The organism is Microcoleus sp. LAD1_D3 (assembly GCF_036702135.1).
GTDB lineage: Bacteria > Cyanobacteriota > Cyanobacteriia > Cyanobacteriales > Microcoleaceae > Microcoleus.
Window position 1 is genome coordinate 12,047 of the sequence record NZ_JAUBSB010000023.1, and the last position, 22,443, is coordinate 34,489.

Consider the following 22,443-nt stretch of genomic DNA (forward strand, 5'->3'; position numbering starts at 1 on the left):
AGCTGGCTCGGCTGATATATTGAGTTGAGTAGAACTTAAGCAGTTAGCGACTTGGGACACTACCAGCAGCATTCAGGTGGGCATTGCCCGCCTTAAAATTGAATTTATGCCTGCATACACTGCGATCGCCTTTGCCCCCGTTCAAGGCTTTATCGAGAAATCCCGCAAACTCCGAGATTTGTATGGGGCCTCGCTGATTTTATCTTTTTTGAGTTTTAAGCTTGTACAAAAAGCAGAGTCTTTAGGACTTAAGGTGATTTCCCCTGGATTGCCTACTATACAAGAAGGAATGCCAAACCGAATTCTCATTAAGGGAAAATTTGAGCGTAATGATGTCCAAAATACTCTCTTAAAAGAATGGCAAGAAATCTTAAAAGTTTGCCGCGAGTGGATAGAAGACAATCTTGACATCCCAAAAGACCAATATTACTGGTCACAAACAGAAGATAAAAAAGGCAGACAAAAAGGAGAGTGGGAACGATGGGGAAGCTATACCTGGGAAATTTTTTGGGGATATGGTGAATCTGAAAAAGAAGCCATCAAAAAGGCAATGGATGACTTGGAGACTCGCAAGCTCAAGCGAGATTGGACAGCTATCAACTGGATGGGTGAGAGTTCGAGTCTGACTGGGACAGATGCGATCGCATGGCATCAACTAGGTAAAGAGTCAAAAGAACCAGGGCGATCGCTCAAGGAAAATGAGCAACGACAACTCAAACAATTCTATCATCGCCTCGCTTGGATTTTGGACGATCCTTACTCTCGAAATCATCTAGCTAGAGAGCGAACGAAAGAGTCCATTCCCTCAGATGAAAAACTGGAACAATACTTTCAGGAAGACAGCAGCGGCAAGTTTATTGCTCCGGGTGAAAAGTTAAGTATTCCAGAACTGGTGAAGCGTTTAGTAACTCTACCCAAGCTTGCTAAAAAAATTGGCATGGAAGAATTGGATGAAGGCTTCAAGGATATTTTTCGAGACGCCGGATATTGGACAGGCTGGTTTATGGGCGATGGCGACAAGGTTGGAGATAAGCTTAAATTTCTTGCCACGCGCCCTGAAATTGATAAAGACAAGCAAGAACAAGGCCTCAAACGCTTCACTGAGTTAATGAGGCAGTGGGGAAAAGATTTTCAGGATAACAAACATCTATTTCCTGAAGGTAAGGGGCGTGTCATCTATGCTGGTGGCGATGACTTTCTCGGAGTGCTTTACAGTGAGAAAACTGATACACAAGAAAAGCCTGAGAAAGTGAAACCGATAGAGGCTTTAAATTGGTTGTTAACCCTAGAAAACCATTGGAAAGAGCATCAACATACAATTAAGCAGGAATTTAATCTTGATTTTACCTATAGTGTAGGTTTTGTTTGGGCGGGGCATCAGGTGCCACAGCGAGATATTTTGCAACACTGTCGGGAGGCGGAAAAACGGGCAAAAAGTTTGGGGCGCGATCGGGTTACGGTGCGAGTAGTTTTTAACAGCGGTCAATTTGTGCAGTGGACTTGTCCTTGGGACTATCTTCATGTATTGAGGAATTATCGCGATCGAGATGGTAAAAGTTGGGGGGAAAAACCCAACTGGACTCACATCTACAACGATTGGGCGCAACTAAAAGCACGCCATGCAATTCGACTTCAAGAAATGGAAGATATTTCTATCAACAAGGAACTAGCTCTTGTCATATTCAATTTATATTTCGATAACGCTGGAGAGAAGTTTAAGCAAGAAAGGAAATGGAGCGATTTGGCCGGGGATAACTCTAACTCTGCGATCGTGAATTGGATCGATGACCTTGTTCAAGTGGGATGGCAGCTATGTCGAAATTCCAATATTTAATTACGGTTTCCCCTTTGGGATTCATGTATGGCAGTGCGGGAGCTTTTCTGTCTCCAGAGAATTTAGTCGGGCGATCGAGTAGTAAGTTTCCACCGGATAGCGCCGCGATCGCTGGACTGTTTTTGAATGCCAATCGCGAACAGAAGTTTGCTTCTCACCAAGAGCTTAGAGATAAGCTCGTAATTTCAGGCCCTTTTTGGGCAAAACAGGATACACCTAAACAATTCTACGTGCCAATTCCCTGGCATCAAGTAATTGCTGAAAAAGAGGATGATGAATGGGTTTTTGTGAAAAAGAAATCTGATGAACCAGGCATTGTTCAAGCAGATGATGATAAATGGTGTCTGGGTCAACATCAATGGGAGCGCCAGAACAAAGATTTGAAACCAGAATATAGTTGGCAGTCGATTGATGCCTGGAATTTACCCGCAGAAGAACTGCGAGAAAGAAAAGCGATCGCCAAAGCACCGTGGGAATTTGTCTCGTTTCTGCATCCCAAAATCAAGGCCCAGGAGCGTCACGTTGTCGAAAAGAACGGACTTTTCTTAGAAAGCGCCGTGCAGATCCCTGAAGATTACTGCTTAGTATATCTCTCTAACTATGAAATACATAGTGGGTGGTATCGATTGGGCGGTGAAGGACATTTGGTGGAAATTGAAAGTCACCCTCTCTCAGAAAAACACAAAATCAATCGATTACTTAACCCTAAGAATAAGATTCAACAAGCCTTTGCTCTGATTACACCTGGAGTCTGGGGGTCGAATAAATTATCCTACCGTTACCCTCACCATCCCAGTTTTCCTCGGCAAGGACTCAAAATGTTGACCGATAAACCAGTGCCCTACCGCTATCGCATCGGTCATTCCAGGAAAGAGGAAGAAATAGAAGGTGAGGGCTCGCGCTACGATGCCAAGAAAACCGGCCGACTCAGCCGGGGACGCTACGCCGTTCCAGCAGGAAGCGTTTATGTTGTCAAACATCCCCTCGAACTTACTTGGTGGGATTTCCCAGATGAGTGGTTCCCAAAAGAAGGATTTCACCTCAAACATCTGGGGTGTGGTTTGTGTTTACCCATTGATATTCAAGGATTACCGCAATGTACCGCAAAGCTTACGGAGTAATTGAAACTCTTGCACCTGTCCATGTTGGGGCAACCGCAGGGGAAGAAACTGGCAATCTCAACCTGATTTTTCGCGATCAGTTTACGCAAACAGGGATTATTCCAGGCAGTTCTATTCGGGGACGGTTTCGCGCCGACTTAAGAGATAGGGAACCGGGCGAAGAACAACTATGGTATGGACATGAAGCCGTTGATGGTCGTTCGGATGGCGGGACAACCGAAGCACTTGTGAAGTTTGAATATGCTTCACTGGTTTGGTTCCCCGTGTTCTGTCCTGGCCAGCCTGTGGTTTGGGTAAGTTGCCCTCTACTGTTGAAACGGTTTAAACGCATTGTAGGCGTGAGAGCAGATATTCCTGAACCCTACACGGCACAGAGAGGTTTACAGGGTCGGCCAATGAAAGACCAAGGCAAAATTCTCTTTTTCAATCTAGGGTTTCTTGAAATTGAGCATGAGGAGGACTTATCAGCCTGGATTCCCAGGGGGACAGACTTAGATGCTAATAAGTTAGTGGTGGTTCACGATAACGATATTGCGATGCTGCATGATATGGCACTGTATCGCCAGAGTCGCGTCAAATTGGGATCGAAAGAAAAACCCAACGAAAAAAAAGTTGATGGTGGTGCTTTTTTCAATACTGAAGCTTTGCCAGAAGGAAGTATTTTAGTATTTCCGATTGCGTTGAAGCAAACCGATTGGAAACCCTTTGGCGAAAATGAGAATTCATCAGAGTTATATTTCGGTGGTTTGGAATCAATTGGTTTTGGTCGTTGTCTTGTATCCCTTTCAGGAGATTATCAGTAATGGGTTGGAAATCTTACGAACTCGATCGCGCTGCTCAAAAGCTAGTGCTCAACGCACGGGAGCGCGATCCAAAATCCCTCAATCAGTCCCATAATATGCGAATGGCTGTAGCTTATGGGTTAGAGCGTTTTTGGGGCGAACACTTGCGACTTAAAGGTAAAGAAGAAAACAAATCCATTTTCTGGAAAGAAACCTGGGATGCTCTAGAAACAATCATGGACAAGGGAGGGGTGACAATTCCCAACCAGCCTTTACATCCTGACAGTAAGGGCAAGATTCCGACTAAAGAAATTCAGGCTATGTCTGAAAGTCTTTGGGCATTGCCTGTGGAAGATCAGCGAGTGGCGATCGCAGTCTTGACTCAATTATGCGATTGTCTTGTCTGGTGGACGCAACGCTATAAAGTTCGGGAGGGTCGTCAATGAAATTGATTCCTAATGCACACAAAAAGATTCCCATGATGTTTCGCGCACAGGTGGGGGGGCGATCGCAACTGCAATATCTTGACCCTGAGAAGAAAAGGGCAGGCGAGCAACAAGATGTTGAAAGGTGGGCAGATGAATGGACTGACAAAGCTGAGTTTATCTCTGCGGAAGATGCACAAGATGTACAGACTGAGACCTACGGAGCAAAATCTTATCAAATATCTTGGCGGTTTGTCACCAATGGCGGGCAAGATGATGGAATGCTTCGTCCTGTAATCGGTGCTTCAGGGATGCCTTTTTATCCTGGTAGCAGTATGAAAGGAGCCTTTCGCCAAGCTTGCGAAGAAGCGGAAAAAGCAGGTGATATACCACTAGGAACCTGTAATAATTATTGTGGCGATGAGTCTGAATTTACACCAGGAATTTTGCGTTTTCAGGGGGCTTATCCTACTAATGATTGGACAAAAGGGTTACTAGACTTAGTTCATCCTCAACAGGGTTGGCAAGTTATGACTCGTGATACTGATGAGAAACCAAAAGGAGAGAGTGCATATGCTCAAGTTTCTCTTTACCAGCCGACCCTAAGATTTGCTATCTCCTGTTCTAAACCGCTATCATCTGATCAGTGGCAGCAAATTTGGCAAATTTGGGAACGAGCCATCGCCGCCGGCTTAGGTTCAAAAGTCTCTACAGGCTATGGACAAATTACCAAAACTTCTCACCCGATTGTTTATCGGGCAAAACTCAAAGGACAAGGACAAGCTGCTAAACTGATTGATGGTACGGGGGAGTTTCGTCCTAATATTTTCCGAGCTGCACTGCGCGGTCATGCCTTAAGGGTTTTTGGTGGTATAACAGATAGTGAAAGTGCTAAAGAATTAGTACAAAGCTTATTTGGGGGTATCGAGAAAAAAGAAGGAACTGTCGGATTTTTAGGATTCCAATTTCAGCCTTCTAAATTAGAGATTAAATCTTTTGGTTCTGGAAACTATGCTCAACCTGCCTACGAAGTTGAGGGAGAACTGATTTGGTTTTTAGCTAAACCATTATCTGACCCTGAACAAGAATCTATTCTGAAAAAGTTGGTTAGCAAGTTAATGCAGTTTGCAATGGTTATGGGAGGATTTGGTAAATCATGGCGACGAGTTGATCACCGTGAGTTTTTTGAAGAATATTACGAAAATAACTACAAAGCATTGATTGGTTGCCACTGGCAATGGTTAGGAGAGAATACACAATCACGAAATGTGCAGGTTAGCCGATTAGAGAAGGTAGGAGAATTTTTAGATATAGTTCGACAAATAGCTAGAGAATGGATACAATCTCAAAACAAACCATTAAGAGAAACTGAATGGGCCAAAGATTGGCGAGAAGCTTGGCATCCAAGTAACGTTCAGGTTTGGGGTCGAATTGCAGACAATAAGGATGAAAGTGCAGCCGTGCGCTGGTTTCACAAACCGTACCAACAAAAAATACAAGGCATTCAGCCAGAAGGATCAATTTATCAATCATCTGTAACAGGGGAAGTTGGGCAAATTAGTCTTATCTGGCATCGAATTTACCCTTTGATAATTGTTAAAAATAATCCTGAAAATCCGAGAAAGCCTATTATTAAGCCAACTCCTCGCTATTTGGAACTTATCACGCTCTTTCCAGATGGTTCAAGAGAGTCAAATGATTTTTTGGATTTTCTGAATACTAAACCTGATGGATTTAAACTACTTTGGGGAGAGGAGCAATAATGAATATTTGGATTCTCACAATCGGTAGCAGTGATGTGCAGCTTGAGAGCGATAAAATAAATCGTGAAAAGGGCCTAACAGAGAAGCAAAGAAGCCATAAGGTTTGGTCTGAATGGTATGATGAGGCGATTAAGGAAGAGTGCCATGATATACTTTTTGTACCCAAGCAATCTTATAATGAGAGTGATGAGTCTTACCGGATTGAAGCAAGAGTTGTGGGGACGGTTTATGAGTCAAGTTCTTTGAAAGTACAAGATGAAATTTGGTCGTATCTAACCTTTCCCCTGCTAGATAACTTTGTCAGAGAGTTCAAAATATCTCACCCAGATGCGATCGCTATTATACTAACAGATCAATCTGAGATTTTCAAAGATAACAAAGCGAGACGGAAACCGAAATGTGCTTACTGGCAAGATACCTGCAAGTTGGAGCCAATTTTGAAGAGGTATTTTCAGGATAAATTCCCCGAAGCAAAATGCGAACCAATTTTTTTGTCTCCGACATCTGCCGATAAAGGACTAGATGATTGGAATTACGTTCTCGACTTGGTTCGTCAAAAGCTACGCACTTTTAAATTTGATGGTAAAGAAATCAAAAATGAAGAAATTAAGACGGTATATGTTAGCCATCAAGCAGGAACTCCAGCAATTTCATCGGCTGTACAGTTTGTCACCTTGGCACGGTTTAGAAACAATGTCGAGTTTTTAGTTAGCAATGAGTATAATCTAGAAACTCGTAAGATACCTCGTTCTACTTATCTCGGAGCTATTCAACTACAGGAGGCACAAGCACTTTTGGAGCGGTATGACTATGCAGGTGTTCGGGATATTTTAGGGCTGACAAAAATAGCTCAAAATAACCCTAAAGAGAAACGCATCAAAGATTTACTAGATGCAGGAGAACAGTGGAATTTTGCTGAATTTCAAAAATTTAAGAAAATTTTAGCCGATCGCAAATTGTTACCAGTCCATAATTTTCCGTGGTATCAGTCAGGATTTGAATCTATCTATCTCGCTTGGGTTCGTTTTGAGCAAGGTAGCACTGTTGATGCTTTATTCCATAGCTTCCGGGCTGCTGAAGGCTCAATGATTAAATGGGCAGAAAAGCGCTATAGCTCTCAGATTACTAAGGAGGGAGATCCTGACTATAACCGCAAATATGGGCCTCAACTGAGGTTTTCTATTTGTAAAGAGCTACCGGGCTACTTGAATGCACTCTCCCCAGCCATGCAAACAAACTTCCGAGATAGGGGTAATATTGGGCTATATGGTGTTTCACTTTATGAGTTACTAAAACAAGCTAGACCTGATTGGCAAAACCATCCAGACATTAAAACAGTTTGGGAAGTCGCTAGCAAACAACGTAATAATGACTTTCATCGCATAGAAGGTTTACAAGAATCAGAAGTATTTAAAGCTTGGGCTACTGATAATTCTACTGATTGGAAAAAACGAATTTTAGGCTGTATAAATTTTATTGCTCAAGAAGAAGATAGGTTTCAAGAATTTACATCACTTGAAGAAGCGAGTTTGATGGCCAAAGTGCATAATGAATTAGTAGAGGCGATCGCCCCTAACAACTTTCAAACCTAAAATTGATATATCGCAGCATCCGGTTTTATCCGGTGTCGCGCCATACTTTGGGAGAGGTGGAGGTTTTGGGAGTGGGAGCACCGGTGACAAAAGCACCTGGGTCAGTGATTATTTAGCTAATGCTGCGAGGCTGGCGGTAAATTAGCTCAAACGACCTTTTTCCGTCGCGAGCCTCGCAGCTTTACGGGGCAAGGGTTTCAAGGATTATTGTGAGCGAACACAGGTGTGAGTTCCACAAAAAATATCTGAGCCTCGCAAAGGGCCTCTAGACACCTTGCGCTGTCTTGGGTGTATCATAGAGGACTCCCCACTCGTTGGGGAAACTAATTGAATGGAAATCCACCGTAACCAGCTAACAGTGTATGTCCACCGCCTACTAGCTTGAAGCTCCCCACTCGTTGGGGAAACTAATTGAATGGAAACTCAGCATTAACAGCTAGAGTTGTGTGGTGAGATTTGTCTCCCCACTCGTTGGGGAAGCTAATTGAATGGAAACATCAGTAAACCAAAAACTTCCAAAGATGTTAGCTTTACTCCCCACTCGTTGGGGAAACTAATTGAATGGAAACTTGACTATCCCCAGAGACTTTCTCATTGATTTCTTTTCGAGACTCCCCACTCGTTGGGGAAACTAATTGAATGGAAACGCCCCGAATGGGACCTTCACCGTTGTTTGGAGTTTTTTTTGCGTATTCTCCCCACTCGTTGGGGGAACTAATTGAATGGAAACTTGTGTCTCAATAGCGAGAACTTGATGTCTGCAAAATAATTCAAAGACTCCCCACTCGTTGGGGAAACTAATTGAATGGAAACTTGAGGTTAGCTGCATTTTCTTCGTCAGTTTTATATAACTCCCCACTCGTTGGGGAAACTAATTGAATGGAAATGCACGAGTGTTGGCATCGTGATCTGTTGTATCTCCAAAAACTCCCCACCCGCTGGGAAAACTAATTGAATGGAAACTGCCGGCGTACCGCGTCGATTAGCGCCTGAACTTCATTAGTAGCCTCCCCACTCGTTGGGAAACTAATTGAATGGAAACATTAACCCAGCTAACTTAAAGGGTTTATAGCCAAATTGTGTCTCCCCACTGGTTGGGGAAACTAATTGAATGGAAACTCGATATCTATATAATTGGTGTAAACCATCCCGCACCCACTCCCCACCCGCTGGGGAAACTAATTGAATGGAAACTAGAGTAGTTGACCGCCCTCAAATAGAGCAATTCTGTTCTCCCCACTCGTTGGGGAAACTAATTAAATGGAAACGGATCCTCTAGATCGCCGGGGAATTCGTCTTCAAATCTCCCCACTCGTTGGGGAAACTAATTGAATGGAAACAATTGATCAGCTAGCTCTTGTGTATTCATGTTCTAGTTTCAACTCCCCACTCCTTGGGGAAACTAATTGAATGGCAACGGCATATCGTAACCCCAGTGTTGGTTGATTCCGAAAATTCCTCTCCCCACTCGTTGGGGAAACTAATTGAATGGAAACCTGTCGTTCGAGGGGCCGTCAAAAAAGTGAATCCAAAGTTGATTCTCAGCGTCCGGCTCCCCACTAGCTGGGGAAACTAATTGAATGGAAACTCTAGACTTTTATGACCAGCAGCAACGCCGCCCTGGTTAGTAACTCCCTACTCGTTGGGGAAACTAATTGAATAGAAACATTCGTTTAGTTAATGCTTGAGCCGAAGCACGGTTGAACTCCCCACTCGTTGGGGAAACTAATTGAATGGAAACACAAATCCACAGGCGTTAGCCTTTGTGGTAATTGTCCCAGACGTGGTGACTCCCCACTGGTTGGAGAAACTAATTGAATGGAAACTCCTTGGTAGCTAGTACCTCTTTGATATCCTCAATATCGGCTCCCCACTCGTTGGGGAAACTAATTGAATGGAAACGAGAAAAAATTAGGGTGTTGTCCAGCAATTGGTAAAAGCTCCCCACTCGTTGGGGAAACTAATTGAATGGAAACGCTAAAACAAAATTAGTGGAATTATTCTATTAATGCGACAGTTTAAGGGAAACCATAAATAGCTGTTGACAAAAGACTAGATTTCTAATAGTCTAATTTTGGGGGACGCCTCTACCGCATAGAAAGCCGTCCCTAAGGCATCGTCCTATCCCCCAGCCGAAGGGTTACGGCACTTAAATTTAAGTCGGCACTGCCTAGCAATAGGTAGCTAAGACAAATTTTGTCGAAGTCTTCTATTAATGCGGAATCGAAGGAGGCTTCGACTCCCCCGACACCGCAAACAGAAATGAAAAAATCCGAGCCTTCTGTAGTGGCAAAAGCTCTAAATTTTTAACCTCTGGAAAACTCCAAAGACAAACTTTTACAACTCAAATTTCTGCAATCAATCCTAGTTGCGAAGAATTAATAAGCACAAAAAAAAGCCCCAGAATCGGGGCAAAATATAACTATTCTCAGTCGTTGGGTGGGGGCGGGTTTATTATATTGTTGGTTTCTGACATAGATGGTTGGTGAAACCCGCCCCTACGATAATTTGGGCACACACGATCGCTTATTTTCGAGTTACCAAAACCCAATCGTCGGCTGTTTTCACAACCTCAGCATTCTGCAAACCTAAATGTTTTAAAACTGGTTTTTCTAACAGGAAATAAGGTGGAGGATGAGATTGCCATTTCTGTTTGAGCGTCGGCGGGTCGGCGACAATAACTTGGCGTTGACTGTAAAAATTCAGCGATGGACGGCCCAAGCGGTGAGAAGTAAACACTTGTTGACTGGCCGGAGTTCCTGTGCGGACAATTTCGGCGATCGGCTTAACAGGATAATCCTCCGCCAGTTCCCAAACCCAGTTATCAGAAGCCACCAATACCAATAGCGTCAGGTAAGTTCCCCAAATTAAAACTAATATAAACTGCCGATCTTTGCGGTGCAGCAACACGGCAGCCATTGTCATTGTCAAAGCTACAAACATCAGCATTAACTGCAAATCTCGCTCTGGAGGCGCAATTTGTCCCCCGATCCGTACCCAACCACTAAAGTACACGCAACCGACGACAGCAACTACACCCAGCATTGCCAAAATCGCGGGATGAGGCAACAAAGAAATAGCATCAAAACGTTCTTCTGCTTCCTCTTTGATCGGCTCTGGCGGCAGCGACAGTTGCTCCCAAACTTCAGCGAGATAACTGCCAACGGCAAGAGCAAAAGCTGGATAAATTGGCAAAACATACCACGGCAATTTAGTAGTCATCACAGAAATAGCCAGCAGATATACTCCAGTCCAAACCAATACTAATTTTGGCCCGGCAAAACTGCGATTTTCCCAACTCAGACGCAGCCCTTGTAGCCAAAATAACTGCCACGGCCAAGCTAATTTAAAAATTTCTAAAAGATAATACCAGGGCGGGCCTTTGTGACTGCTGACAGGTTCCGAAATGCGCCGGAAAGATTCGTTAACTAAATTAGTGTGGATGAAATATTGGCCGTAGTGCAGCAATTGGGCACAATACCAAGCAGCTACTGGCAATGTTCCGATCGCCAATCCGCCCCAAAGATACCCAGAAGTGAGGAGTCGCGGGGTATCCCAAACCAAAAAAATACAGCCAACAGCACCCAGCAGCAGCCCCAACATCACGCCCTTAGTCAGGCAAATGAGTCCGAACCCAATCCCCGCGCCCAAAGCGTAGCGCAAATCCCGGCGCGATCGTAGCAAACACCACATCGCCGCCAGCAAAAAACACAAAACCGCCCCATCCAACATCGCCAAACGTCCATGCCGCACCACCGGTAACAGCGTCAGATACACGAGGGCAGAAAAAATGGCGATCGAACGCGGAGGAAACAACTCCCTGCCAATGGCGTAAAGCAAGGGCACAGAAGTCGCTGTCAGCATCGCCGGTAGCAACCTCGCCGTCAATTCGCTGACACCGCCGACGGCAAAACACAGCCCGATTAGCCAGTGTACCAGCGGCGGTTTGTTCAAATAAGGCATTGAGTCGATCGTCGGATACAGCCAATTTAAGTTGCCGCGCCAAATTTCGCGACTTACCTGCGCTGCAATGCCTTCATCCCAATCCCGCAAAGCCACGCCGCCCAGATTCAGCCCGAAAATCAGCACTGCAGCCAACAGAAAAGCCAGCATCCACACTTTGTCTGTAAAGCTGTCATTCCAGCGATTTTTCGGTTTGCGGCTTAGGAATGGAAAGATTTCTGACATAAGTTAAGAGAGTTTTGAGCGTCCCAAACTGAAGGTAAACTTAGACAGCAGTTATTTGCGACTAGGAAAATACCATGAACTTGCCTGTAATTATAGATATTATCATTGGCTTAGTCTTTATCTACCTGACTTTAAGCTTGCTAGCTTCGGAAATTCAAGAACTGATTGCTACTGTTTGGCAGTGGCGGGCGGAACATTTAAAGAAGTCGATCGAAGTGCTGATTTCTGGCGGCAGCGAAGGGGCGAAAGATCCCCTGCAATTTAAGAGAGTCGGACAGTTAGCCCATTCGATTTACGCCAATCCGATTATCAAGGATTTGAATCAGGGAGCGAAAGGGCTTTTATCAGAGGGATTCCGCTCTGTTACGCACCGCATGGGGGATTTTTACCACGGAGTTACGGGTACTAAAAATGTTTTCGGCAATAAATCCAGTGGGCCTTCTTATATTCCAGCCGAGTGTTTTTCGGCTAGCCTTTTGGATACTTTAAAGGTGTCTACTTTGCTTAGCTCTATCTCTAAAATCCGATTGGAAAGATTTAAAGATTTACAATTAGCACAAATTCTACAGATTGGAAAAAATCTGAGTTTGCCGGATGCTACTAAACCGATTATTGAGCAAGAATTTAGGTGGCTGACTGCGGAGTTCAATCGAGTGGTTGAAGATTATCAAAACAATTTAGCAAGTTTGAACAACAGCTTAGATCGGATGTCGGAAAAGCTAGGATTTTATATTAATGATTCTCAGGTTTATCTACCCGAAACCGAGCTGGCAGGGAGAGAGTTTCAGAGGCAGATGGCAATTGTGAAGGCTCGTTTTGACAGCAAAATTGAGCGGGTGGCGCTGCTGGGGCAACTGCAACCGAGTTTCAGCAATCTGTTAAATACTGTTAAAAAAAGTCAAGATACGGTAGCAGAAATTATGGAGATCAAAGAGGAGAGTCCGATTTATCAACAAATTCAAGCAACCTTGGACAGTATGCCAGAATCTTTGAAACGCAGCCTTTATATTTTAGCGCAGCGCGCGGAAAAAGGCGGCGGAGATACTCAAGAGCAGTTGCAGCGGTTTCAGAAAGAAATTGAAATTTGGTTTGACCAATCGATGGAGCGTGCTTCTGGCGTTTACAAGCGGAATGCCAGGGGGGTGGCGATTTTGCTCGGAACTGCGATCGCTGTCGCTGCTAATGCTGATAGCATTCATATTATTAATCGGTTGTCGAAGGATTCGATGTTGCGATCGACTGTTAATTTGTACGCTCAGCAGTTGGTGGAAAACAATGCTAAGACTAAATCAAATAATTTAACCAGTCTGACAAAAGTTCAACAGGATGTCGATCGAGCTTTGGATCAGGTAGCTCTGCCTTTTGGATGGAGCGAACAGAACAGCTTAGAACGAGATAAGCAGGGGAATTTATTGTGGCCGGCTTTGATGGCAAAATTGTTTGGTTGGATATTGAGCGGTATAGCTATTTCTATGGGGGCTGCTTTTTGGTTTGAGGCGCTCAACAAGATTATTAATATTCGCAATGCAGGGAAAAAACCCCCATCTTCCACAGAATCTTGAGGGGTGCAGTTGGGAGGCCAATTAACTAACTGTCATACCCTTTTAGATTTTAGATTTTAGATGCGGGAATGACTGAAGACTATCGAGGTTTGAAGCACGGGCTTACGGTTGGATTCTTTTTTGAAGGTGGTATCACGGATAGGATACCGGATCGAGCGGTAATTGTGCGTTTGCCGGAAGTAAGGGAAAACACGGAGAATATAAATTCCGTGCGATCGCGGATGGCAGTACTGCATAAATAGGGCAAACTGATAGATAGGTTAAATAAGAATGAGCGAAATAAACACGGTCGCTGGCAGTTTCAGAAGCTCTGACTCCAAGGCTGTATCTACCGCTAAACTCACTTTTGGAGGACGGAATATGTTGACTTCTTTAAGGGAAACGACTCCCGCCTCGGAATACGAAACTCCCCCATCCAAAAGCTTTGTATTCAAGGACTCCAGCATCAATGAAGGTGGATATTTTGTTTCCAGAATTTTGGCTGGGGAATCTGACTGCATCGAGAAAATTACTTCGGCACTTCAAAAATATGCCTCTATCCTTAGAGAGATTGACAAAGTTCGCACAACTTCTGAGGGCAGCTCGAACCAACTGCAATTAGGCTTTGTTATCCTCAGTTCAGGTTACCTCCAACAATACAAAAGTCAATTGCCAAAATCGCATATTTCTCTGACTCAAAACAGCGGACTTGGTTCGTGTTATGCCGATCGAGATAGTGATACACTCAGCAACGGCGGTGGGCGCGATCGACTGTTTGCTAATTAAGGAGAGTGATTTAATGGAGGGTGTGGAACGTACCGAGGGCGACTGGACCAGAATACAATTTTAATTAGGGAGGCAGGCGCGATCGCAATCAACGATTTGATCTGACTCAATCTGCAATCAGATCAACTCCCGCTAAATAATTTGAATCACGTTTGTAGTGAGGAGGGCAGTCCTCAAAGTGTAGGTAGCACGCCATAAGCCAATTGATTTCTAGCGATGGGTTCCACTTAATATCAGACTGTTTTGAGTGTTAGTAAATACGACCCAACCTTCCGGGTAATAAGTATTTGGATGTATCGCAAACCTAGCAACTTCAAAGCATATAGAATTATTCAAAATCTACATAATTCAGTTTTTCGTTAGATGAAATATAGCTAGGGAAACTGTAGTGCATTGTGCCTATATGTAAAATATCACACTCAAATAAAAACTACTAAATATAATTAAGAGGAGTTATTCTGGGGGAAATTACCTCCACCATTTCCGAATACCTAAAATCCCGCTACTGTTAGCGAAATAAGGTCGAAAAAATTTGGATGGTAGAACCTAGATTGATTTCTTTGAATATTCGCAATAAGTGTTGTAATATATTCCCAGCGGTAGAGGTTTAAATTTCCATTGTGGTCAGGGTGCAAGCGATAAATATGATAAGAATAAATTAATAAAAATTTTGGAAAAAGTGCACCATGTTCCAATTTAGTGTTAAAATATAATGAAATAAGCCTGATAAGATTACTCCGGGGTGTATCTACTAATAATGCCCTTAATGGAGTCTCCAATATGAGTTCTACATTCGCTCAAGTTAACTCACAATCTTCTTTTGAACAACTGCCACTTCGCTCCTTAGTCTTCATTGACTCCGGCGTGGAAGATTACGAGTCACTTACAGCGGGAGTGCTGCCGGGACAGCAGGTAGTAATACTCGATCGCACCAAAAACGGCATCGAACAAATCACCTCTGAAATTGAAAAATACGCCTCTACTAACGGGGCAATCGACTCAGTTCACATTATTTCTCACGGCAATTCAGGCAGCCTACAACTCGGCAATACCGCTCTGGGTTCAGATAACATAGAGCAATACAAAAGCCAGTTGGAAAAGTGGCAAACTTCACTAGCCCCACAAGCAGATATCATGCTGTACGGCTGCGATGTAGCAGGCGGTACAGGTGCTAATTTCGTTGATCGATTCAGTCAATTTACCGGGGCTGACGTTGCCGCATCCACCAACATAACGGGCAGTGGCGGCGACTGGAATTTAGAATTTGCTAAGGGGCAAATTGAATCTCCCTTAGCCTTGCAGCCAGAGGCTATGGCAAGTTACCAAGGTGATTTAGCTACGATCGTAGTAGCCAACAATAGCGATAGCGGGCCGGGTTCATTAAGGGCTGCGATCGCCACCGCTGTTGCAGGGGATACAATTACCTTCGCTCCAGGTTTAGCCAGCCAAACTATTACCCTCACCAGCGGTCAACTCGATATTCCCGTTGGCAAAAACATCACCATTGACGGCGCCGCCGCAGCGGGTTTAACTATCAGTGGTAACAACGCATCCCGCGCCTTTTTTGTCAATGCCAACGTTGCGACTGCTACCAATTTTGTGGTCAAAAACCTCATTATTACTAACGGCAAAACTACGGATCGAGGTGGCGCGATCGGCACAACCGACGAAGTAAACCTCACAGTAGAAAACGTTCAGTTCAACAACAACGTTGCCGATAAAGGCGGTGGCGCAATTTTTGGTAATTTCAACAATACCCTGACTGTTACTAACAGTAAATTCAACGGCAACGTCGCCACCTCCGCTAACGATGAACGCGGTGCAGGTGCGATCGGCTTTTTGAGTTTCAAAACTTTTACAGTTACCAACAGCGACTTCACCAACAACAAAGGAATTAACGGGGGGGCAATTAACAGCCTTCAAGGTAAGCTGACAATTGACAACTCCCGATTCATCGGCAACGACACCACCGCAGCCGTTTACGCAACAGGCCAAGATAATCCGTTTTTAAGGGGTTTTGGCGGCGCAGTTTACACAGACAGAGCCAGCAATCCGAGCGAAGCTTCCGGCACAATTAAGATTACCAATAGCGTATTTCAAGACAATAAAGGTCGAGGTGAAGGAGGCGCAGCTTATCTGTTCACCGGCAGCCAAGACAAGGTTATTTTGGAAAAGAGCACCTTCCAAAATAACGAAATTCTGGCGCTACCCAACGGTGGAAATCCTGGAAATGGTGGTGGGGTAACGATTTTGAGCGACAGCACCAACCAGGGATTGACCATTGCCAACACCACCTTTGCCGGCAACAAAGCCGGCAATCAAGGTGGCGGCCTGTGGATGCGAAATGCCCCTACTACGATTACTAACAGTACGTTTTCTGGCAACTCCACGGCGTTTGCTGCTGGTGATTTCAACAAACTCGGCGGTGCAATGACTCTTGGTGCACCCACAACCATTCTCAACACGACGATCGCCGATAATTCTGCCGGCTGGGTTGGTGGAGGTATCTTCGCCGATGCCAATAATGTCACCCTCAAAAACACGATTCTTGCCAACAATACAGCGGCTAACGGAGGAAACCCTTGGGGCATTCAGCAACACGCCACCGCCCAATATAGCGATCAAGGAGGGAATTTTCAGTGGCCGCTGATTGACACCGATACCAAGGTGACGACAAGTGTGACGATCGCAGACCCCTTACTTGGCCCTTTGCAAAACCTCAACGGCGCTTTAGTCAGGCCCCTGCTGACAGGAAGTCCCGCAATTGATACAGGGATTGCCACCGGCGCACCCGCTGCAGATCAGCGTGGCGTGACTCGCCCTCAAGATGGCGACAGCATTCCAGGTGCGATCGTGGACAGCGGCTCTTTTGAATTGGGAGGTAGTGTCGTCCCGGCGCCAACTCCGACACCCGCGCCGGCCCCAACTCCGACGCCCGCGCCGGCGCCGACTCCGACACCCGCGCCGGCCCCAACTCCGACACCCGAACCGGCGCCAACTCCGACACCCGAACCGGCGCCAACTCCGACACCCGCGCCGGCCCCAACTCCGACACCCGCGCCGGCCCCAACTCCGACACCCGCGCCGGCCCCAACTCCGACTGAGACTCCGACTCCGGCGCCGACACCCGCGCCGGCCCCAACTCCGACGCCCGAACCCACTCCGACTCCCACACCGGAACCGAGTCCGACTCCCACACCGGAACCGAGTCCGACTCCCACACCTGCGCCGACTCCGACTCCCACACCTGCGCCGACTCCGCCGCCGACTCCGACGCCCGCGCCAACTCCAACTCCGGCCGTAGATGGTTCGCTGCTCGATGACCTTAACGCCCCGCAACTCGACTCTGCCACCATCACCCCCAACCCCGTCCAACAAACTATCAACGGCGGTAACGATGCCGATTTCATCATGGGCGGCGGCATCAACGAGTCGATTAACGGACTTGTCGGCAACGATACTCTCTACGGCATGGGTGGCAATGACAACATTGATGGCGGTGCAGATAACGACTCAATTTTTGGCAATGAAGGCAGCGATTTCATCTCTGGCGGCGCTGGCAACGATACCATCTACGGCGGCAAAGATAATGACACTGTTGTTGGCGGAGATGGCGACGACTTTTTGAGGGGAGATCTCGCCAATGATACAGTTGCCGGCGGCCTTGGCAACGACACCATTTTCGGCGGCAAAGATGACGATATCTTACTCGGTGAAGATGGCGACGACTACATTTTAGGCAACTTAGGAAATGACACACTTAATGCTGGAAACGGCAACGATATTGCCTTTGGCAATGAAGGTGCAGACCTGATTTTTGGCGATTTGGGAAATGACACGCTTTACGGCGGCAAAGAAAACGACAGTCTCGATGGCGGTGAGGGCAACGACTTACTGTTCGGCGGCAATGAAAACGATGTGCTTTGCGGCGACATCGGTAACGATACCCTGTATGGAGGCAAAGGTAATGATATTCTCAGTGGTGGCAGCGGTTCCGATTTCCTTTCCGGGGATGTTGGGGATGATACTTTGACTGGTGGTTCGGGAAATGATGTGTTTTTCCTAAATCAAAGTTTGGGTAGCGACACCATTAATGATTTCCGCAAGGGAGAGGATTTAATTGGGTTGAATTCTGGTTTGAGTTTTAATCAACTCAGTATTACTTCCACCAACAATCAGACTTTGATTACTGTGACGGACACCAATCAATTGTTGGCGAAGCTTAACGGTATTACCCCCGGTATTCTGACTGCTAGCGATTTCACTCAGGTAACAATCTAACTGCCTGGGGTAGGGTGCACTATAAGCAGCCAGCGCGCTTAGAAGTGGTGAAGAAAGCTCTCAAACTCCTGAAATTTGGTGGATGACGTTAGCGCAGCCCGCCCTTACGGGGCTACGCCAACGAAGAGGATCGATCGATCTGATTCTTTTCAACTGCGATCGGTAATAAATCTTGTTTATTGCCGATCGCCCACACCTAGAATGAGGCACATCCGTCTATTGCACTCCTGAGCTGGCTAGCCATAAGCACTGCCGGAAGAAAACCAGCTTTTTCAGTCACTAAATTTCTGATTTTGGGGAACTTTTTTCGATCAACAAAAAAAGTTAAATTAATCAAATTTTTAGGCGATTTTCCTGGTTTTATCTAAGGTGAATGTATCAGGTACTAGCTAGAGCAATTGTCATAATTTTGGCAGACCATAAAATCTTTGATGAATTTGATCTGACCAAGGCTGCCAAATGGTTTTATGCACTATTTCTATCGCTAATGGTGGGCATTGCGAACCCAAACATAGATGTAGGTTCCCAGTCCCGGACTATTTACATTACATACTCTGCCGTTAATTGCTAAAAAGCTCGCAATTCTCACACAGCAAAAGCTGATTAGGGAGACAAATCTCGGATTTCACTTAGGGATAAAATTAAAGTTTTTCCCTAAATTTTAATCTCCCCGATGGATTACCGAGGTTTTAATTCTGCCTGCTGCCTTCTGCATCTCTAGCCTTCTGCTTTCAAGGTGAATCTACCAGCAAATAGTAAACATTCTCATGGGTATGCGAAATGAGTTCAACTTTTGCCACCAACATGGATTCACAATCTGTTCTCCGCAAAGCTGGTTCTAAATCTATTGTCTTCATTGATTCCGAGTTAGATGACTATCAAACTCTTGCGGGTGGCGTGCTTCCCGGTGCAGAGATCATCATTTTAGATAAAAATGGTAACGGAGTCGAGCAAATTACTACGAAACTGCAAACACTTTCTGCTGCGGGGGAAACTGTAGACCAAGTTCACATTTTTTCTCACGGTAATTCTGGCAGCTTGCAGCTAGGTTCTGCAACGCTGAATTCGGATAATTTGCCGCAATATGAAAGCCAGTTGCAAGGGTGGCGAAATGCGCTAAGCGACAAAGCAGATATTGTGCTTTATGGTTGCGATGTTGCGGCGGGTTCGGGAAGCGATTTTGTCGATCGCCTGGGCGAGTTAACCGGGGCTGATATTGCGGCATCTAGCGATCGCACTGGCCGCGGCGGTAACTGGAATTTGGAGTTTGCCAAGGGTGATATTGAAGCACCGCTAGCCTTGACTCCAGAGGTAATGGCGGATTATCAAGGAACTTTAGCGACTATTACCGTTACTAACAGTAATGATAGCGGGCCGGGTTCATTGAGAGATGCGATCGCCTCCGCAGCAGCCGGCGATACCATTCAATTTGCCTCGACTCTTGCCAGCCAAACAATTACTCTCACTTCCGGTCAACTTGTCATCAACAAAAACTTGACAATTGATGCCGTTGGTGCAGTAAATTTAACCATCAGTGGCAACAATACTTCGCGCGTAATCCGCACAGAAGGTGCAACAAATGTTACTCTAAAAAACCTGATTGTTGCCAACGGCAAAGTTTCTGGAACCGATCCGAATAATGAGGCAACTAGCGCCGGTGCTGGTATTCAAACAGGAGGTAGCAGCACTTTAACTTTAGAAAATTGCCAAGTAAATAATAATGTTGCCGGTTTTGGTGGCGGCATTTACACGGGTTTTCGCAGCACGACAAATGTAATTAACAGCAAGTTTAGCGACAATGACGGTTCGGTAGCGGATAATACCGAACGTGGTGGCGGCGCGATCGCCACTAAAAGCGGCGGTGTTCTGACTATCAGAGATAGCGAATTTACCAACAACAAAGGCAGCTACGGCGGAGCTGTTAATAACCTGTTGGGCAGCATGACAATCGAAAACTCTAAATTCACCGGCAACAGCACAAATAAAGGCCCTGGTGGGGCAGTTTACGTCGATGGCGCTAATGCTTCGGGCCCGAATGCAACCCCCGGCCCCGTTGCCGGAACTATTGCTATTCGCAACAGCGTTTTTGATGGCAATATCGGAGCGAGAGAAGGAGGAGCGGGATTTTTATTTGGCTATCTTCAAGATAAGATAGTTTTGGAAAATAGCACTTTTGTTAACAATAAAGCTGTTAAGGATTTAGCAGGAGTTGGAGGTTCTGGAGGCGCAATTCGTCACGGTAATGTGGATCTTACTGTAACAAACTCCACTTTTGCTAATAACCAAGCTGAAGACAACGGCGGCGGTTTGTGGTTGGGAGAAAATGGAAATGTCAGCATTGTCAACAGTACCTTTTCCGGCAACAGTGCTGCTAAGCAGGGCGGGGGAATGCTTGTCGCTAACAGAGATTCCTTTTCGACTAATATCGTCAATTCGACTTTTGCTAAAAATACCGCTGAATTTTCGGGAGGTATTGCTACTTTTAACGATCCTGTGAAATCGCCAATTACTGTCAAGAATTCGATTTTTGATAGGAATACGGCCAGTAATCCTTTTAAAAATAGGCAGCACACTGGACGGGAGCTCATTGATGGGGGAAACAATCTTCAATTTCCCGCTAAACTGACCGTGGGAGATCCTAATGATAGTAATGTTACGGCAAGTATTACGATCGCAGACCCCTTACTCGGCCCTTTGGAAAATATTAACGGCGCTTTCGTGCTGCCGCTGCTAACAGGAAGTCCGGCAATTGATACTGGTACTGGTGCGGGCGCGCCGGCTGCTGATCAGCGCGGTGTGAGTCGCCCTCAAGATGGTGATAATAACGGAAGTGCGATCGTTGATATTGGGGCTTACGAATTGAACGCTACAGTCACGCCGACTCCAACTCCGACGCCCACTCCAACTCCCACTCCGACGCCGACTCCGACTCCCACACCCGAACCGACTCCGACTCCCACACCCGAACCAACTCCAACTCCCACACCCGAACCAACTCCCACGCCCACACCCGAACCGACACCAACTCCCACGCCAACTCCGCCTGCAGATGATTGCCTACTCGATAGCCTCAACGCCCCGCAACTAGATCCTGCCACCATCGCCCCCAACCCAGTCCAACAAACTATCAACGGCGGCGACACTACCGACTTCATCATGGGCGGTGTCATCAACGAGTCAATTAACGGACAAGCCGGCAACGATACTCTCTACGGCATGGGCGGCAATGACAACATTGATGGCGGTGTAGATAACGACTCAATCTTCGGCAATGAAGGCAGCGATTTCATCTCTGGCGACGCTGGCAACGATACCATCTACGCTGGCAAAGATAATGACACTGTTGTTGGCGGAGATGGCGAGGACTTGTTGAGGGGAGATCTCGGCAATGATACAGTTGCCGGCGGCCTTGGCAACGACACTATTTTCGGCGGTAAAGATGATGATATCTTGCTGGGTGAAGATGGCGACGACTACATTTTAGGCAACTTAGAAAATGACACAATTAATGCTGGAAACGGCAACGATATTGCCTTTGGCAATGAAGGTGCAGACCTGATTTTTGGCGATTTGGGAAATGACACGCTTTACGGCGGCAAAGAAAACGACAGTCTCGATGGCGGTGAGGGCAACGACTTACTGTTCGGCGGCAATGAAAACGATGTGCTTTGCGGCGACATCGGTAACGATACCCTGTATGGAGGCAAAGGTAATGATATTCTCAGTGGTGGCAGCGGTTCCGATTTCCTTTCCGGGGATGTTGGGGATGATACTTTGACTGGTGGTTCGGGAAATGATGTGTTTTTCCTAAATCAAAGTTTGGGTAGCGACACCATTAATGATTTCCGCAAGGGAGAGGATTTAATTGGGTTGAATACTGATTTGAGTTTTAATCAACTCAGTATTACTTCCAGCAACAATCAAACTTTGATTAGCGTGACTGACACCAATCAATTATTGGCGAAGCTTAACAATGTTACACCGGGTATTCTGACTGCTAGCGATTTCATTACTCTGTAGTTATAGTTATTATACCAAATCCAGGTTGGCTACTCTCTTTATCCTTCTGCGTATCATTCGGTGGTTAAAACCAGGGCAACCACGGGGGGATTGCCCCTACAAAAACGAAG

At 45.8% G+C, this 22,443-nt stretch carries 11 protein-coding genes; 10 read left to right on the forward strand and 1 reads right to left on the reverse strand.

Features of this window, described 5'->3' with window-relative positions; genetic code table 11:
* Nucleotides 1-106: 106 nt before the first annotated feature.
* From QUA74_RS15180 to QUA74_RS15205, 6 genes are read left to right on the forward strand one after another with little or no spacing between them, the layout of a single operon-like run.
* Nucleotides 107-1,834 (forward strand): Cas10/Cmr2 second palm domain-containing protein, encoded by a 1,728-nt coding sequence (locus QUA74_RS15180; RefSeq protein ID WP_333330262.1) that lies wholly within the window; start codon nt 107-109, stop codon nt 1,832-1,834.
* Entirely contained in the window at nt 1,813-2,955 is a 1,143-nt protein-coding gene (locus QUA74_RS15185; protein WP_333330264.1) for a type III-B CRISPR module-associated Cmr3 family protein, read from the forward strand. The genes QUA74_RS15180 and QUA74_RS15185 overlap by 22 nt, the downstream gene beginning before the upstream one ends.
* The gene (locus QUA74_RS15190) at nt 2,931-3,758 is read left to right on the forward strand and encodes an RAMP superfamily CRISPR-associated protein (RefSeq protein WP_333330267.1); all 828 of its coding nucleotides are present in this window, start codon (nt 2,931-2,933) and stop codon (nt 3,756-3,758) included. The genes QUA74_RS15185 and QUA74_RS15190 overlap by 25 nt, the downstream gene beginning before the upstream one ends.
* Nucleotides 3,758-4,183 carry a hypothetical protein gene (locus QUA74_RS15195; protein WP_333330270.1) on the forward strand — a complete coding sequence of 142 codons (426 nt, stop codon included), beginning with the start codon at nt 3,758-3,760 and terminating at the stop codon, nt 4,181-4,183. The genes QUA74_RS15190 and QUA74_RS15195 overlap by 1 nt, the downstream gene beginning before the upstream one ends.
* Nucleotides 4,180-5,925 (forward strand): RAMP superfamily protein, encoded by a 1,746-nt coding sequence (locus QUA74_RS15200; RefSeq protein ID WP_333330271.1) that lies wholly within the window; start codon nt 4,180-4,182, stop codon nt 5,923-5,925. Before QUA74_RS15195 ends, QUA74_RS15200 begins: the two co-directional genes overlap by 4 nt.
* On the forward strand, nt 5,925-7,517 hold the full coding sequence (locus QUA74_RS15205; RefSeq protein ID WP_333330274.1) for a hypothetical protein: 1,593 nt from the start codon (nt 5,925-5,927) through the stop codon (nt 7,515-7,517). The genes QUA74_RS15200 and QUA74_RS15205 overlap by 1 nt, the downstream gene beginning before the upstream one ends.
* A 2,526-nt stretch (nt 7,518-10,043) precedes the next feature.
* Here QUA74_RS15205 and QUA74_RS15210 read toward each other — a convergent pair.
* The gene (locus tag QUA74_RS15210) at nt 10,044-11,705 is read right to left on the reverse strand and encodes a glycosyltransferase family 39 protein (RefSeq protein ID WP_333330277.1); all 1,662 of its coding nucleotides are present in this window, start codon (nt 11,703-11,705) and stop codon (nt 10,044-10,046) included.
* Between the two features lie 74 nt (nt 11,706-11,779).
* On the opposite strand from QUA74_RS15210, the gene QUA74_RS15215 reads away from it, so the two are divergent.
* From QUA74_RS15215 to QUA74_RS15230, 4 genes are all read left to right on the forward strand, one after another.
* The gene (locus tag QUA74_RS15215) at nt 11,780-13,267 is read left to right on the forward strand and encodes a hypothetical protein (RefSeq protein ID WP_333330280.1); all 1,488 of its coding nucleotides are present in this window, start codon (nt 11,780-11,782) and stop codon (nt 13,265-13,267) included.
* Nucleotides 13,268-13,627: 360 nt separating this feature from the next.
* Nucleotides 13,628-14,032, forward strand: coding sequence for a DUF4347 domain-containing protein (locus QUA74_RS15220; protein ID WP_333330283.1), 405 nt, complete (start codon nt 13,628-13,630; stop codon nt 14,030-14,032).
* A 780-nt stretch (nt 14,033-14,812) separates the two neighbouring features.
* On the forward strand, nt 14,813-18,313 hold the full coding sequence (locus QUA74_RS15225) for a DUF4347 domain-containing protein (protein WP_333330286.1): 3,501 nt from the start codon (nt 14,813-14,815) through the stop codon (nt 18,311-18,313).
* 780 nt (nt 18,314-19,093) lie between these two features.
* Nucleotides 19,094-22,333, forward strand: a complete 3,240-nt coding sequence (locus QUA74_RS15230) for a DUF4347 domain-containing protein (RefSeq protein WP_333330289.1) — start codon at nt 19,094-19,096, stop codon at nt 22,331-22,333.
* The last annotated feature ends 110 nt before the right edge of the window (nt 22,334-22,443 follow it).

Coding starts and splice junctions, on each gene's coding strand:
- QUA74_RS15180 (WP_333330262.1), top strand. CDS start 107: ATGCCTGCATACACTGCGATCGCCTTTGCCCCCGTTCAAGGCTTTATC.
- QUA74_RS15185 (WP_333330264.1), top strand. CDS start 1,813: ATGTCGAAATTCCAATATTTAATTACGGTTTCCCCTTTGGGATTCATG.
- QUA74_RS15190 (WP_333330267.1), top strand. CDS start 2,931: ATGTACCGCAAAGCTTACGGAGTAATTGAAACTCTTGCACCTGTCCAT.
- QUA74_RS15195 (WP_333330270.1), top strand. CDS start 3,758: ATGGGTTGGAAATCTTACGAACTCGATCGCGCTGCTCAAAAGCTAGTG.
- QUA74_RS15200 (WP_333330271.1), top strand. CDS start 4,180: ATGAAATTGATTCCTAATGCACACAAAAAGATTCCCATGATGTTTCGC.
- QUA74_RS15205 (WP_333330274.1), top strand. CDS start 5,925: ATGAATATTTGGATTCTCACAATCGGTAGCAGTGATGTGCAGCTTGAG.
- QUA74_RS15210 (WP_333330277.1), bottom strand. CDS start 11,705: ATGTCAGAAATCTTTCCATTCCTAAGCCGCAAACCGAAAAATCGCTGG.
- QUA74_RS15215 (WP_333330280.1), top strand. CDS start 11,780: ATGAACTTGCCTGTAATTATAGATATTATCATTGGCTTAGTCTTTATC.
- QUA74_RS15220 (WP_333330283.1), top strand. CDS start 13,628: ATGTTGACTTCTTTAAGGGAAACGACTCCCGCCTCGGAATACGAAACT.
- QUA74_RS15225 (WP_333330286.1), top strand. CDS start 14,813: ATGAGTTCTACATTCGCTCAAGTTAACTCACAATCTTCTTTTGAACAA.
- QUA74_RS15230 (WP_333330289.1), top strand. CDS start 19,094: ATGAGTTCAACTTTTGCCACCAACATGGATTCACAATCTGTTCTCCGC.